At 58.6% G+C, this 15012-nt stretch carries 12 protein-coding genes; 11 read left to right on the forward strand and 1 reads right to left on the reverse strand.

The annotated features are described in order from the left end of the window. Positions 1-55 precede the first annotated feature (55 nt). Entirely contained in the window at positions 56-3553 is a 3498-nt protein-coding gene (mfd, locus tag HUW35_RS14800) for a transcription-repair coupling factor (RefSeq protein WP_181253016.1), read from the reverse strand. 344 nt (positions 3554-3897) lie between these two features. Here mfd and HUW35_RS14805 point away from each other — a divergent pair, with 344 nt between their 5' ends. The 11 genes from HUW35_RS14805 (at position 3898) to HUW35_RS14855 (ending at position 14998) form a co-directional block, all read left to right on the forward strand. After that, complete coding sequence (locus HUW35_RS14805; RefSeq protein ID WP_255463327.1) at positions 3898-5355, forward strand: glyceraldehyde-3-phosphate dehydrogenase; 1458 nt, start codon at positions 3898-3900, stop codon at positions 5353-5355. A gap of 496 nt (positions 5356-5851) precedes the next feature. Beyond that, positions 5852-7192: a Na(+)-translocating NADH-quinone reductase subunit A gene (locus HUW35_RS14810; protein ID WP_181253018.1), complete on the forward strand. Its 1341-nt coding sequence runs from the start codon at positions 5852-5854 to the stop codon at positions 7190-7192. A gap of 3 nt (positions 7193-7195) precedes the next feature. Next, positions 7196-8407 carry an NADH:ubiquinone reductase (Na(+)-transporting) subunit B gene (locus HUW35_RS14815; RefSeq protein ID WP_181253019.1) on the forward strand — a complete coding sequence of 404 codons (1212 nt, stop codon included), beginning with the start codon at positions 7196-7198 and terminating at the stop codon, positions 8405-8407. Next, the gene (locus HUW35_RS14820; protein WP_181253020.1) at positions 8400-9182 is read left to right on the forward strand and encodes a Na(+)-translocating NADH-quinone reductase subunit C; all 783 of its coding nucleotides are present in this window, start codon (positions 8400-8402) and stop codon (positions 9180-9182) included. Before HUW35_RS14815 ends, HUW35_RS14820 begins: the two co-directional genes overlap by 8 nt. Before the next feature lie 8 nt (positions 9183-9190). Further along, positions 9191-9859 carry an NADH:ubiquinone reductase (Na(+)-transporting) subunit D gene (locus tag HUW35_RS14825; protein WP_181255738.1) on the forward strand — a complete coding sequence of 223 codons (669 nt, stop codon included), beginning with the start codon at positions 9191-9193 and terminating at the stop codon, positions 9857-9859. A 3-nt stretch (positions 9860-9862) separates the two neighbouring features. Beyond that, positions 9863-10471: an NADH:ubiquinone reductase (Na(+)-transporting) subunit E gene (gene nqrE, locus HUW35_RS14830; protein ID WP_181253021.1), complete on the forward strand. Its 609-nt coding sequence runs from the start codon at positions 9863-9865 to the stop codon at positions 10469-10471. An 18-nt stretch (positions 10472-10489) separates the two neighbouring features. Continuing rightward, on the forward strand, positions 10490-11716 hold the full coding sequence (gene nqrF, locus HUW35_RS14835) for an NADH:ubiquinone reductase (Na(+)-transporting) subunit F (RefSeq protein WP_181253022.1): 1227 nt from the start codon (positions 10490-10492) through the stop codon (positions 11714-11716). A gap of 108 nt (positions 11717-11824) precedes the next feature. Continuing rightward, positions 11825-12823: an FAD:protein FMN transferase gene (locus tag HUW35_RS14840; RefSeq protein WP_255463328.1), complete on the forward strand. Its 999-nt coding sequence runs from the start codon at positions 11825-11827 to the stop codon at positions 12821-12823. Between the two features lie 2 nt (positions 12824-12825). Continuing rightward, a complete protein-coding gene (gene nqrM, locus HUW35_RS14845) occupies positions 12826-13092 on the forward strand; it encodes a (Na+)-NQR maturation NqrM (protein ID WP_181253024.1) in 267 nt (88 codons plus the stop codon). A gap of 44 nt (positions 13093-13136) precedes the next feature. Then, complete coding sequence (sthA, locus tag HUW35_RS14850) at positions 13137-14534, forward strand: Si-specific NAD(P)(+) transhydrogenase (protein WP_181253025.1); 1398 nt, start codon at positions 13137-13139, stop codon at positions 14532-14534. Next, complete coding sequence (locus HUW35_RS14855; protein ID WP_181253026.1) at positions 14531-14998, forward strand: thioesterase family protein; 468 nt, start codon at positions 14531-14533, stop codon at positions 14996-14998. Before sthA ends, HUW35_RS14855 begins: the two co-directional genes overlap by 4 nt. The last annotated feature ends 14 nt before the right edge of the window (positions 14999-15012 follow it).

Genomic DNA, 15012 nt, shown 5'->3' on the forward strand with positions numbered 1-15012 from the left:
TCCATGTTATCACCGATTGATCAGCAATTGTGCCGACTGATTGGCCCCGTGTGCGTTACTGAGACAGCTGTTGCAGAACGTCGCTCACCTGTTGCAGGCGCTGTTCCGGGCCGCTCTCGTCGAGGGCGAAATTCAGCTGGTTGGCACCCTGTAACCGGTAGGTGGTTGGGCGCGATTGCACCAGCTTGACCAGGGTGAGTGGGTCGACGTTGGCGTTGTCGGCGAACTCGATGCGTCCGCCGGTGGCCGAGGCTTCCAGCTTGCGGATGCCCATCTTGTTGGCGTTCAGCTTGATCTCGGTAATGCGGAACAGGTGTTTTAGCGGCTCCGGCAGCAGGCCGAAGCGATCGATCATCTCCACCTGCAGCTCTTTCAGAGCCGCCTTGTCCTCCGCGTTGGCGATGCGCTTGTACATGATCAGGCGACTGTGGACGTCCGGCAGGTAGTCTTCCGGAATCAGCGCCGGTACCCGCAGGTTTACATCCACCGCAGGGGATTCCAGTGGCTCATCAATGTTGGGTGTACGTCCCTCGCGGATCGCCTTTACCGCGTGGTCCAGCATCTCCATATACAGGTTGAAACCGACACTCTGGATCTGGCCGCTCTGTTCCTCGCCAAGCAGCTCGCCGGCACCGCGGATTTCCAGATCGTGGGTGGCCAGGGTAAAGCCGGCGCCCAGATCCTGTGCCTCGCTGATGGCTTCGAGTCGCTTCACCGCATCCCCGGTCATGGCGCGCTTGTTGGGCGTCAGCAGGTAGGCGTAGGCCTGGTGGTGAGATCGGCCAACACGACCGCGCAGCTGGTGCAGCTGGGCGAGGCCGAATTTGTCCGCGCGCTCAATCAGGATGGTGTTGGCGTTGGGGATGTCGATACCGGTTTCGATAATGGTGGTGCACACGAGCACATTGAAGCGCTTGTGGTAAAAGTCACTCATCACCTGTTCCAGCTCGCGCTCGCGCATCTGGCCGTGGCCAATACCGATGCGGGCCTCGGGCACCAGCTCCTGCAGTTCGCGGGCGAGACGTTCGATGCTCTTCACCTCGTTGTGCAGGAAATAGACCTGACCACCGCGCAGGATTTCCCGCAGGATGGCTTCCTTGATCAGTGCGTCGTCGCGCTCGCGCACAAAGGTCTTTACCGACAGTCGCCGGGCGGGCGGGGTAGCGATCACGGAGAGGTCCCGGATGCCCGCCATGGCCATGTTCAGGGTGCGAGGAATGGGCGTCGCAGTGAGGTTGAGGATGTCCACCTCGGAGCGCAGGCTCTTCAGTTTCTCCTTCTGGCGAACACCGAAGCGGTGCTCCTCGTCAATGATCAGCAGCCCCAGGTTTTTGAATTTCAGGTCGCTCTGCAGCAGCTTGTGGGTGCCCACCAGAATATCCACCTTGCCGGAAGTGACCCGTTCCTTGATGGCTTCCACTTCTTTATTACTGCGGAAGCGGGAAATCACCTCGATGGTAATCGGCCAGTCTGCAAAGCGATCCTGTAGGGACTGAAAGTGCTGCTGTGCGAGCAGGGTGGTGGGCACCAGCATGGCGACCTGTTTGCCGCCGTGCGCCGCGACGAACGCTGCACGCATGGCGACTTCGGTTTTGCCGAAGCCTACGTCGCCACACACGAGGCGATCCATCGGCTTGTCCGACAGCATGTCTCCCACCACGGACTCGATGGCCAGTTGCTGGTCCGGTGTTTCCTCGAAGGGGAAGCCCGCGGTGAATTCGCGGTAGGCGAGGCCCGGATCGCCAAACGCGTGCCCCACACGGGCCTCGCGACGGGCGTAGATGTCCAGCAGCTCGGCGGCGGCATCGCGGACTTTTTCCGCGGCCTTGCGCTTGGCCTTTTGCCAGGTCTCGCTGCCCAGTTTGTGCAGCGGCGCCAGTTCTTCATCGGCACCGGAATAGCGGCTGATCAGGTGCAGGCTGGCCACCGGTACGTAGAGCTTGGCCCCATCGCCGTATTCCAGGGTCAGGAATTCCGCTTGCTGGCCGTCGATATCCAGGCTCTGAAGCCCCTTGTAGCGGCCGACACCGTGATCGATATGCACCACGGGCGCGCCGATACGCAACTCGGCGAGGTTTTTAACCGCGTTGTCGGCGTCGTCTTTGGCTTTTTTGCGGCGGCGCTGCTGCAGCACCCGCTCGCCAAACAGTTGCGGTTCGGCGATCAGGTTCAGCGATGGATCCAGTAATAAAAGGCCGGTATCAATGGGCGCAACGGTAATTCCGTAGCGCTCGTCGCTGGCGAGGAATTGCTGCCAGCTATCGAAAGTGTTCGGCTTGAGGCGGATGCCGCTCAGCAGTTCCAGCAATGCTTCCCGGCGACCGCCACTCTCCGCGCAGAACAGCACGCGGCCATCGTAGTCCATCAGGTAGGCTTCGAGCGCATTGAGTGGCTGCTCTGCCTTGCCGTCCACCGGCAGGCTGGGCGGGGGCATGCTTGCGAAGTTGTAGTTGCCCACCGCTTCCGGGAGGCTTTCTGCAGAAAAGAAGGCGCGGGGCAGGGACTTCAGTGCACCGAAAAACTCGTCGATATTCTGCAGCACCTGGCGGGGTTCCAGAATGGGTCGGGTAAGGTCGCCGCGACGGCTCTGGTAGCGGTTTTCGGTTTCCCGCCAGAAGGATTCCACCGGCTGTTGCAGGTCGCCCTGGACAAATACCTGGCTGCCCTCGGGCAAATAGTCGAACAGGGTCGCACAGCGATCGAAAAACAGCGGCAGGTAATACTCGATGCCTGCAGGGGCAATACCCGCACTGATGTCCTGGTAGATGGACACCGGGCCGGGATCGCAGTCGAACTGCTCGTGCCAGCGCTCCAGGAACTTGGCCAGTGCCGGCTTGTGCATCGGGAATTCCCGCGCGGGCAGCAGGTGGATCTGCTCCACCTTGTCCACGGTGCGCTGGTCTTCCGGGTCGAATGTGCGCAGGGATTCGATCTCATCATCGAACAGGTCGATGCGGTAGGGCAGGTTGCTGCCCATGGGGAAGATATCCATGAGGGCACCGCGCACCGCGAACTCCCCGTGCTCGTACACGGTGTCTACACAGTGGTAGCCCGCCTGTTCCAGCAGCCGACGCTGGGCATTCAGGTCGAACTTTTGCCCCTCTCGCAACACCAGTGCATTGCCGGCTACATAGTCCTTGGGTGCCAGTCGATGCAGCAGGGTGCTGACCGGCGCAATGACGATGCCGCGCTCCATCTGCGGCAACCGGTACAGGGTCGACAGCCGATCAGAGATGATGTCCTGGTGTGGCGAGAAGGTGTCGTAGGGCAGGATTTCCCAGTCGGGAAACTGGGAAATTTCCAGCTCGCCGCCTGCGTCTTTGGAGTCACTTTCTCCGGCGCCATCTCGACGGGGCTTGTTAAAAAATTTCAGCTGCAGCTCAAGTTGCTGTGCTTCCTGACTATTCCGGGCTATCAGCAGCGTGGGCGCGCTGCTGGCTTTTGCCGCCTGCAGAATGGCCAGCGCGGCGCTGGCGCCGTGCAGCTGGCCCCAGAATTGCCGGTCATTCTGTGAACGAAAAGCGGGGGGGGATAAAGGGGGGAACTGACTCATGTTTCCTTATAATTCCGTGCTTTCTGACCACTGGCGGCCGGGAGGGCAGCTATTGTAGCGGTGAACGGTGGCCAGTGCAGGTGTGGGTCGTGCAATGGTCGGAAAAGGATGTTCGTGACCGGTGAATCCGGTGTTGCCGCGGAGCGTTTAAACACTCGAAAAAATGTAGTTTAACTACAGTTTTTCGGCCATTTTTTGCGCGGTTGCGCGGCCTCAGGTGAATACACATAATGCGCCGGCCTTCGCGCCAGAGGTGGTTTTTGGAACCATTCTTATCCTTGGGATAGAGCCTCAGGGTGGAGTAAGGCTCGACCTATTTTTTCACTTTGCAGAGGTGTCCGACTGTGACTCAGAAGCGACCGAAGCCCGCTGACTTTTTCAAGGACTGGAAGGCGCGTGAAGCGCTGGCGGAATCCATGATTCCGATGATTGGTAAGCTCAACCGGGAAAGCAACGTCGGCATTTACATGTACGGCCAAAACCTGGTTAACCGCTCCGTGCTCAGCATCATGAAGGCACATCGCTTTGTGCGTCAGGTAGAAGAGAACGAGCTGTCCGAGTTTGAGACCTATCCGGTACTGGAAGCCATCTGCAAGCTGGACCTGGGCCCGGTCCATATTGATCTGGGTACCCTGACCAACAAATACATGCGCGACCAGCGCGGCCTGTCCATCGAGGAGTTCGTGCGCGAAGAGCTGGCTGACGCCAGTGGCGCTGGCAAGCCTCTGCCGCAGTCCCAGGATGTGGTGATCTACGGTTTCGGCCGGATCGGCCGCCTGGTAGCCCGCCTGCTGATCGAAAAGGCCGGCAGTGGCGATGTGCTGCGTCTGCGTGCCATCGTGCTGCGCAAGGGCAAGGCGGACAACGACCTGGTCAAGCGCGCCTCCCTGCTGCGCCGCGACTCGGTGCACGGCGCCTTCAACGGCACCATCCGTGTGGACGAAGAGACCAGCACCCTGATCTGCAACGGCAATGAAGTGAAGGTGATCTACGCCAACTCCCCGCAGGAAGTGGATTACACCCAGCACGGCATCAACAATGCGCTGATCGTAGACAGTACCGGCGTATGGCGTGACGAAGAGGGCCTGGCCCAGCACCTGGAGAGCAAGGGCGCGGCCAAGGTGCTGCTGACGGCGCCGGGCAAGGGCGACCTGAAGAACATCGTGTACGGCATCAACAACGGCGAGATCAAGCCGGAAGACCAGATCCTGTCTGCTGCCTCCTGTACCACCAACGCCATCGTGCCGGTACTGAAAGCAATGATGGACAAGTACGGTGTTAACCACGGCCACGTGGAAACCGTACACGCCTACACCAACGACCAGAACCTGATCGACAACTACCACAAGGGTGAGCGTCGCGGTCGTTCCGCAGCGCTGAACATGGTGTTGACCGAGACCGGTGCGGCCAAGGCGGTGGCTAAGGCGCTGCCGGAGCTGAAGGGCAAGCTGACCGGCAATGCGATCCGTGTACCGACCCCGAACGTGTCCATGGCGATTCTGAACCTGCGCCTCGGCAAGGAAACCACCAAGGACGAGCTGAACGAGTACATGCGCGAAGTGGCGCTGCACTCTCCGCTGCGCCAGCAGATTGACTTTACCAATTCACCGGAAGTGGTTTCCAGCGACTTTGTTGGCTCCCGTCGCGCCTGTGTGTTCGACTCCATCGCCACCATCGTCGAGGGCGACAACGCAGTGCTCTACTGCTGGTACGACAATGAGTTCGGCTACAGCTGTCAGGTGGTTCGCTGCCTGGAAGATATGGCTGGCGTGCATTACGAAGTCTTCCCCAAGAAAGACTGATCGGGTGTCAGGTGGGGGCGCGTGCGCCCTCATCGGCTCCGCGGCGCAGGGCTTTGGTCAGACAGATCATTCCTGCGCCACCTCGACCCGCCCGGGGCGAGGGCGACGACAGGGTGGTGTCTCCAACTAAAGTCGTTGTTTTTTCAGCAAAATTTTACTCATCTTGAGCCGATTTGGCTCCATCTCCTCTGGTAAACCCAACGCCCCATCCTTATAATGCGCGCGATTTTGCGGGGCTGCTGTGTGCCGGGAAATATTTGCGCAAAGACTGCGAGTTGCCAAGGCAACGGTGGTTTTATGCGCCTCCCGAGCACTGAGCGACGACGATTACCTCTGCATGCCTTCTGTGCGGCTTCTCTTTATAAGCCCGCTCTCAGCATGTATCAGGCTCACGACAGCCTAAGCCCCCGCGTATGGGTTCCTCATTTTCAGGTTTTTAACCTAGAAACTTTTAAACCTACTAAATCTATCAACATTAGAACTTAGGCATAGGCGTATGAGAAAGATCCGTCGGGGATTGGATTTACCCATATCCGGCGCGCCCGAGCAGGTCATCTATGATGGCCCTGCAGCCAAGACTGTTGCGGTGATTGGTCCCGATTACAACGGGATGAAGCCCACCATGGCAGTTGCGGAAGGGGATAGCGTCAAACTCGGACAGCTGCTGTTCACCGATAAGAAAACCGAAGGGGTTCGCTACACCGCACCGGCCGCTGGCCGCGTGGTAGCCGTTAACCGCGGTGCCCGTCGCGTGCTGCAGTCTGTGGTAATCGAGGTGGATGGTGATGAAGCTGAGCAATTCGCCAGCTACAGCGCTGACAAACTGGCAAGTCTGACTGCCGAACAGGTTCGCGTGAACCTGGTGGAGTCGGGCATGTGGACAGCACTGCGCACCCGTCCTTTCAGCAAGGTGCCGGCGCTCGACGCCCAGCCTTCTGCACTGTTTATCAATGCCATGGACACCAATCCGCTGGCGGGTGACCCGGTTGTGGTCATTGCCGAGCAGCGTGAAGCGTTCTCTCAGGGCGTTGAAATCCTGTCCAAGCTCGCTGATCAGACCTTCGTGTGCACCGCACCGGACGCCGATATCCCGGTTCCGAGTGTTGCTAGCGTGCAGCGCGAAGCGTTTGCCGGCCCGCACCCCGCTGGTCTCTCCGGTACCCATATCCATTACCTGCATCCGGTCAAGCCGGGCCGTCAGGTGTGGACCATTGGTTACCAGGACGTGATCGCCGTGGGCAAGCTGTTCGAAACCGGCAAGCTGTTCACCGATCGCGTTGTTGCCCTGGGTGGCCCGCAGGTCACCAAGCCGCGTCTGCTGCGCACCCGTCTGGGTGCTGATCTGACAGCGCTGACTGCTGGCGAAACCACTGGCGACGACAACCGCGTTGTGTCCGGTTCCGTATTTGGCGGTCGTACCGCTGCCGGTCCGCTGGCTTACCTCGGCCGCTACCACAACCAGGTGAGTGTGCTGCAGGAAGGCCGCGAGCGCCCGATGCTGCATTACTTCACTCCGGGTACCAATCGCTTCTCTGCGATGCCGATCTACCTGTCCCGCCTGCTCAAGAGCAAGCTGTTCAGCTTCACTACCAGCACCAATGGCTCCGAGCGTGCCATGGTCCCGGTCGGTGCCTACGAGCGCGTGATGCCGCTGAACATCCTGCCGACTCAGCTCCTGCGTGCGTTGATCGTGGGTGACACCCAGGTTGCTCAGCAGCTGGGCGCCCTGGAGCTGGATGAAGAAGACTTGGCCCTGTGTACCTTCGTGTGCCCTGGCAAGTATGAATATGGCCCCATTTTGCGGGACAACCTGACCCGTATTGAGAAGGAGGGTTAAGGGATGTTGCGTAAATTCTTAGACTCCATCGAGCCGCACTTTCACAAGGGCGGCAAGTATGAAAAGTTCTACGCGCTTTACGAAGCCTTAGATACCGGCCTGTTCCAGCCTGCCGATCGCACAAAAACCACTGCGCATGTACGCGACGGTATCGACCTGAAGCGCATCATGATCACCGTTTGGGCCTGTGCCATGCTGGCGGCCTTCTTCGGTATGTGGAACATCGGTTACCAGTCCAACTCGATCATTGCCAACATGGGCACCACCGAGTTTGAAGGCTGGCGCCACGCGATCATCGGCGCGCTGACCAGCTACAACGCGGCGAGCATCTGGGACAACCTCGTATACGGGGCAATGTACTTCCTGCCAATTTACCTCTGCACCTTTATCGTGGGCGGTATCTGGGAAGTGTTGTTTGCCGCGGTGCGCGGTCACGAGGTGAACGAAGGCTTCTTCGTAACCTCCATCCTGTTTGCCCTGAGCTGTCCGCCGGACCTGCCGCTGTGGATGGTAGGTATGGGCATCAGCTTCGGTGTGGTGATCGGTAAGGAAGTCTTCGGTGGTACCGGTAAAAACTTCCTCAACCCTGCACTGACCGGGCGTGCGTTCCTGTACTTTGCCTACCCGGCCTCCATGTCTGGTGACGCTGTGTGGACTGCGGTCGACGGCTACACCGGTGCCACCGCACTGTCTGTGCTGGCGAGCGAAGGTGTTCAGAATGGCGTGATCAACGCCGCCTCCGGTCCGCTGACTTGGTGGGATGCCTTCTTCGGCAACATGCACGGCTCCATCGGTGAAACCTCCACCTTTGTGATCCTGATTGCCGGTGTCATCCTGATGGGCATGAAGATCGCCAGCTGGCGCATCGTTGCCGGCACCATGCTGGGCATGATGGCGACCTCGCTCATGTTCAACATGGTCGGCTCCGAGACCAACGCATTCTTCAATGTGCCCTGGTACTGGCACCTGGTGGTTGGCGGTTTCGCATTCGGTCTGATCTTCATGACCACCGATCCGGTATCTGCCGCCATGACCAACACCGGTCGCTGGTGGTACGGCATCCTCATCGGGGTGATGACCGTTCTTATCCGTGTCGTGAACCCGGCCTTCCCGGAAGGCATCATGCTGGCGATCCTGTTCGCCAACCTGTTCGCGCCGCTGTTTGACCACTTTGTGGTGCAGTCTCATATCAAACGGAGGTTGGCACGTGGCTAATAAAGATTCTGTAAAAGGTACGCTGATTGTTGCGCTGGTGCTGTGTATCGTCTGCTCCGTGGTGGTTTCCACCGCAGCGGTGATGCTGAAGCCCACGCAGGAAGCGAATGCCCAGCTGGACATGAAGAAAAACGTCCTGCTGGCGGGTGGCCTGATCGATCCGGATCAGACCAACCGCAAGGCCATCGAGGAAGCGTTTGGCAACGTAACGATCAAGTACGTTGACCTGAGCACCGGCAAATTCACCGACGAAGCACCGGCCGGTGGCACTGGTCGCGCCGCGGCCAAGATCGCCAGCGCCAGTGAAAAACTGCCTGCCGATCAGGACACCGCCAAGATCATCCGCCGTGAGAACACCAAAGAGGTGTACCTGGTAGAAGAGAATGGCGAGATGCAGCGCATCATCCTGCCGGTTCGCGGCTACGGCCTGTGGGGCCAGCTGTATGGCTTCCTCGCTCTGGAAAAGGACCTCAACACCGTTGCGGGCCTGGGTTTCTACGAGCACAAGGAAACTCCCGGGCTGGGTGGTGAAGTCGACAACCCGCGCTGGAAAGCGCAGTGGGAAGGCAAGGAAGTTTACGGCGCTGATGGCGACGTTGAACTTTCTGTGATCAAGGGCAGTGTTGACGCCAATACACCCAATGCTGAGCACAAGGTAGACGGCCTGTCCGGTGCCACTCTGACCAGCAAGGGCGTCGACAACCTGATCAACTTCTGGCTGGGTAGCCAGGGTTACGGTCCCTTCCTGAAAAACCTGAAAGCAGGGGAGGCGTGAGCATGAGCATGAAACTGAAAGACACTCTGCTGGAGCCGATTTTCAACAATAACCCCATCGCGTTGCAGATCCTCGGCATCTGTTCCGCGCTGGCGGTGACCAGCTCACTGCAAGTGACGCTGGTAATGTGTGTGGCACTGACAACCGTGGTGGCGTTTTCCAACACCGCGGTGTCCCTGATCCGCAAGCAGATTCCAAACAGCATCCGGATCATCGTGCAGATGACCGTGATTGCCTCTTTGGTAATTCTGGTTGACCAGGTGCTGAAGGCGTATGCCTACAGCACATCCAAGCAGCTCTCCGTATTCGTTGGTCTGATCATCACCAACTGTATCGTGATGGGCCGCGCGGAAGCGTTTGCCATGAAGAACGGTCCCAAGGACAGCTTCTTCGACGGTATTGGTAACGGTCTGGGTTACAGTGTCATCCTGATTGGCCTCGCGGTCGTTCGTGAACTCTTCGGCGCTGGCAAACTGTTGGGCATCGAAATCCTGCAAACCGTGAACAACGGTGGCTGGTATGTACCCAACGGTATGCTGCTGCTGCCGCCGAGCGCATTCTTCCTGATCGGTCTGTTCATCTGGGCGATCCGTACCTGGAAGCCGGCGCAGGTGGAAGAGGACGAGTTCAAGATTACGTCCAACTCTAAAGTGCCGCTGGCGCAACAGGAGGCCTGATAGATGGAACATTTTATTTCTCTGATCATCCGCGCCGTTTTCGTAGAAAACATGGCACTGGCCTTCTTCCTCGGGATGTGTACCTTCCTCGCGGTATCCAAGAAGGTCGAAGCGGCGGTTGGCCTCGGTGTTGCGGTAATCGTAGTACTGACCATCACCGTTCCGGTTAACAACCTGATTTACACCTACCTGCTGAAAGACGGCGCGCTGGCCTGGGCCGGCTACCCGGACGTGGACCTGAGCTTCCTCGGCCTGCTGTCTTACATCGGCGTGATCGCGGCACTGGTACAGATCCTGGAGATGTTCCTGGATAAATATGTACCGGCGCTCTACAACGCCCTGGGTGTATTCCTGCCCCTGATTACCGTGAACTGCGCCATCATGGGTGCGTCTCTGTTCATGGTGGAGCGCGAATACAATTTTGGTGAATCTGTTGCTTATGGCTTCGGCGCCGGTCTCGGCTGGGCTCTGGCGATTGCCGCTCTGGCGGGTATTCGTGAAAAGCTCAAGTACAGTGACGTGCCGAACGGCCTGAAAGGCCTGGGCATCACCTTCATCACCGTTGGTCTCATGTCGCTGGGCTTCATGTCCTTCGGCGGCATCGATATCTAAGCGGGGAGGTTGAATAACATGGAATTAACATCGATTTATTTTGGCGTCGGCATGTTCACCGTGATCGTGATCGCGCTGGTGGCCATTATTCTGGTTGCCCGCTCACGTCTGGTGAACACCGGTGACGTCAACATCGTGGTTAACGGTGAGAAAACCCTCACCGTGCCGGCGGGTGGCAAACTGCTGCAGACCCTGGCGGCCAATAACCTGTTCCTCGCCTCCGCCTGTGGTGGCGGCGGCTCCTGTGCGCAGTGTGTGTGTGTCGTTGAAGAGGGTGGTGGCGACATGCTGCCGACCGAAGCAGCGCACTTCACTCCGCGTGAAGCCAAAGAAGGCAAGCGTCTTTCCTGTCAGGTTGCTGTAAAGCAGGACATGAAAATCGAAGTGCCGGAAGAGGTGTTCGGTGTGAAGCAGTGGGAATGCACTGTGGAATCCAACCCCAACGTGGCCACCTTCATTAAAGAGCTGACCCTGAAGCTGCCGGAAGGCGAGAACGTCGACTTCCGTGCGGGCGGTTACGTCCAGCTGGAAGCGCCGCCCCACCATGTGAAATTCTCCGATTTCGATATCGAAGAAGAGTACCGCGGTGACTGGGAGCACTTTGGCTTCTTCAAGCTGGAGTCCAAGGTAACCGAGCCGGTGGTTCGCGCCTACTCCATGGCGAACTACCCGGAAGAGAAGGGTGTTGTTAAGTTCAACATCCGTATCGCGACCCCGCCGCCGCGTACCGAAGGTATTCCGCCGGGCCAGATGTCTTCCTACGTCTTCAACCTGAAGCCGGGCGACAAGATGCGCGTATACGGTCCCTTCGGTGAGTTCTTCGCCAAGGACACCGATAACGAGATGGTCTTCATCGGTGGTGGTGCCGGTATGGCGCCGATGCGTTCGCACATCTTCGACCAGCTCAAGCGTCTGCACTCTACGCGCAAGATCAGCTTCTGGTACGGCGCTCGCTCACTGCGCGAGATGTTCTACGAGGACGACTACAACGGTCTGCAGGAAGAGTTCGACAACTTCAAGTGGCACATCGCACTGTCGGATCCGCAGCCGGAAGACAACTGGGAAGGCTACACAGGCTTCATCCACAACGTGGTGTACGAGAACTATCTGAAGGACCACCCGGCTCCGGAAGACTGTGAGTACTACATGTGTGGGCCGCCCATGATGAACGCGGCGGTGATCAATATGCTGAAAGACCTGGGCGTAGAGGATGAAAACATCCTGCTCGACGACTTCGGTGGCTGATCACGCATGATTGGACGTGACAATACTTCCACAATTACAGGGCCGCTCCTTTCGGCCCTGTTTTTGTTTGTGCGGAACCGCTTTTCTGCCGGCGTCCGGCTGCTCGGATTGAGTCTGGCACTGGTGCTGGTTGGCAGTCTGACTGCCTGTACACCGGAAAAGCAGAATTGGAAACTGACCGGCCCCACCATGGGGACCTCCTACCACATCACCGTGGTGGATGTGCCCACCGGCATTGTGCAGGCAGAATTGCAGGCAGCCATCGATGCCGAGCTGGACGCGGTGAATCAGGAGATGTCCACCTACATCCCGGATTCCGAGTTGATGCGATTCAACGGCGCTCCGGTCGGCGAGGCAGTCGCGGTTTCCCCGCATCTTGCCGAAGTAGTGGGGCGTGCCCTGGAGATTTACCGGCACAGCGACGGCGCATTTGATGTCACCGTGGGTCCGCTGGTAAATCTGTGGGGATTTGGCCCCAAGCCAGAGCCGGAAACCATCCCGGGGGACGCCGAAATTGCGGCGCTGCTCGAGGTAATTGGTTCCGATGCACTGGTCCTAGAGGAGGGGAACCTCACCCGGACCCGCCCGGTGCAGATTGATCTGTCTGCCATTGCCAAGGGGCATGGTGTGGATCGCGTTGCGGATTTGCTGGCATCCCGCGGCATTGCCAATTACCTGGTGGAAGTCGGCGGCGAGCTGCGTACAGCGGGGGTAAACCCCACGGGGCAGCCCTGGCGTATTGGCGTCGAGCGCCCCTCGGCTGGCCAGGTCGTGCAGAAGCCGATTGCGGTCAGTGGCAAAGCGGTGGCGACGTCTGGCGATTACCGCAACTACTACGAGCGCGATGGCAAACGCTACGCACATACCATCGATCCGCGCACCGGGCGACCGGTGGAGCACCGCCTGGCCTCGGTCACCGTGATTGCCGATACCTGTGCCGAAGCCGATGGCTACGCCACGGCGCTCAATGTGATCGGTGCCGAAGAAGCGTTAAAATTGGCAGAGAAGCAGCAATTGGCGGTGTTTCTGCTGGTAAAAACCGATTCTGGGTTTGAAGAGCGCGCCAGTAGCGCTTTCCAGCCTTATCTTGAAAGTCAGGGGAGGTAACCGTGACTATTTATATTTTGGCGTTCATTATTATGCTGCTGGTCGTGGCCGGCATGGCCCTCGGCGCCATCGTGCAGAACAAGCCCCTCAAGGGCTCCTGTGGTGGCCTGAACAAGATCGGTATGAAAAAAGACTGCGATATCTGCGGTGGTGATGACGACGAATGCGAAAAAGAGCAGGAGCGTCAGCGCCAGGCCGCACTGGCCAGTGCGGCAGCGCCATCCGATCTTGCCTACGACGCGACCAGCAAGCAGAACAAGCAGTCTTGAGTTACCAAGCCTGATTCAACCATAAAAGCAAAGACAGTAAATCAATGGCAGATTCCAAGTACGATCTGGTAGTAATTGGTTCCGGTCCGGCGGGGGAAGCCGCAGCCATGAGCGCAGCCAAAAAGGGCTTGCGCGCCGCGGTTATCGAGCGCAGTGCATCCGTGGGCGGCAACTGCACCCACAAGGGGACCATCCCTTCCAAGGCGTTGCGTCACTCCGTAAAACAGTTGATGCGCTACAACACCCACAGCGTATTCCGTGCGCTGGGCGAACCGCGCCGGCTGACCTTCCCGCAGGTTATGCAGACGGTCAACAAGGTCATTTCCTATCAGGTGGAAATGCATACCAGTTTCTACGCGCGCAACCGTGTAGACCTGATTGTGGGTGAAGCGGCATTCCGCGATGCCAACAGCGTCGAGGTGCAGCTGGCGGACGGAGCCAAGGAAATCATCACCGCGGAAAAATTCATCGTAGCGACCGGCTCGCGCCCGTATCGTCCGGCGGACGTGGACTTTGATCATCCGCGCGTTTATGACAGCGATACCATTCTGGATATGGAGCATACGCCCCAGGCCATCATCATTTATGGTGCGGGTGTAATTGGCTGTGAATATGCTTCCATTTTCGCCGCGCTCGGCATGAAAGTGGACCTGATCAACAGCCGCAATCACTTGCTGGAATTCCTCGACGACGAAATCTCCGATGCGCTGAGCTATCACCTGCGGGATATGGGCGTTACCGTCCGTCACCGCGAGGAATACGCGAAAGTAATCGGCACCGATCGCGGCGTGACCATGGAAATGCAATCGGGCAAGCGGATTTCTGCCGATGCGTTGCTGTGGTGTAACGGTCGTTCCGGTAATACCGGCTCCCTGGGGCTGGAAAATATCGGCCTCGAAGCCAACCACCGCGGCCAGCTCGCGGTGGATGATCATTACTGCACTGCGGTGGAAAATGTTTTCGCCGTGGGCGATGTGATCGGTTGGCCGAGCCTCGCCAGCGCGTCTTACGACCAGGGCAGGGCGGTGGCAGCCGCTATCGTCGGCCGTGGCCACCGGGTGATCGAAGATGCCCCTACCGGTATTTACACGCTGCCGGAAATTTCGTCCGTGGGTAAAACCGAAACCGAACTGACCAACGCCAAGGTGCCTTACGAAGTGGGCCGCGCGCTGTTCAAGCACACCGCGCGCGCGCAGATTTCCGGCGAGCGTGTGGGCATGCTGAAGATACTGTTCCACATCGAAACCCGCGAGATTCTCGGCATTCACTGCTTCGGTGCAGAAGCGGCGGAGATCGTGCATATCGGCCAGGCAATCATGAAACAGCCCGCGCCGAACAATTCCATCGATTTCTTCGTGAACACCACTTTCAACTATCCGACCATGGCGGAAGCCTACCGCAGTGCGGCGCTGGACGGACTTAATCGGATTACCCGGTTATGAGTGAGCCGTCCCCCGCGGAATTCCGCACGATGGTGGAGGGGATATTTTCCGATATCCCCTTTGTCCGGGAAATTGGCCTGCGATTGCAGGAGTTCGACCTCGAGCAGCAGACGCTTTCCGCGGCGCTCGAGTTGAAGCCGCAGCTGATCGGCAACCACTTCCAGAATATTCTGCATGGCGGCGTGATCGCCACGGCGCTGGATACGGTGGGCGGTCTGACAGCAATGGTGGCGGCATACCATCGTATGGGTGGCGCTATCGAGTGGGAGGAGAAAATCCAGCGGCTGATTCGCCTGGGCACCGTGGATATGCGGGTGGATTACCTGAAGCCGGGGCGCGGTCAGCGCTTTGAGTGTGACGGCAAGATTTTGCGTGTAGGCAACAAGCTGGTGGTCACGCGGATGGAGTTACATAACGAGAGCGAAGAGTTGATCGCTACCGGTACCGCTACTTTCTTGTATTGAGCAGGATTGGGAAG

Origin of the sequence: Microbulbifer sp. YPW1 (assembly GCF_013367775.1) — a bacterium.
Lineage (GTDB): Bacteria > Pseudomonadota > Gammaproteobacteria > Pseudomonadales > Cellvibrionaceae > Microbulbifer.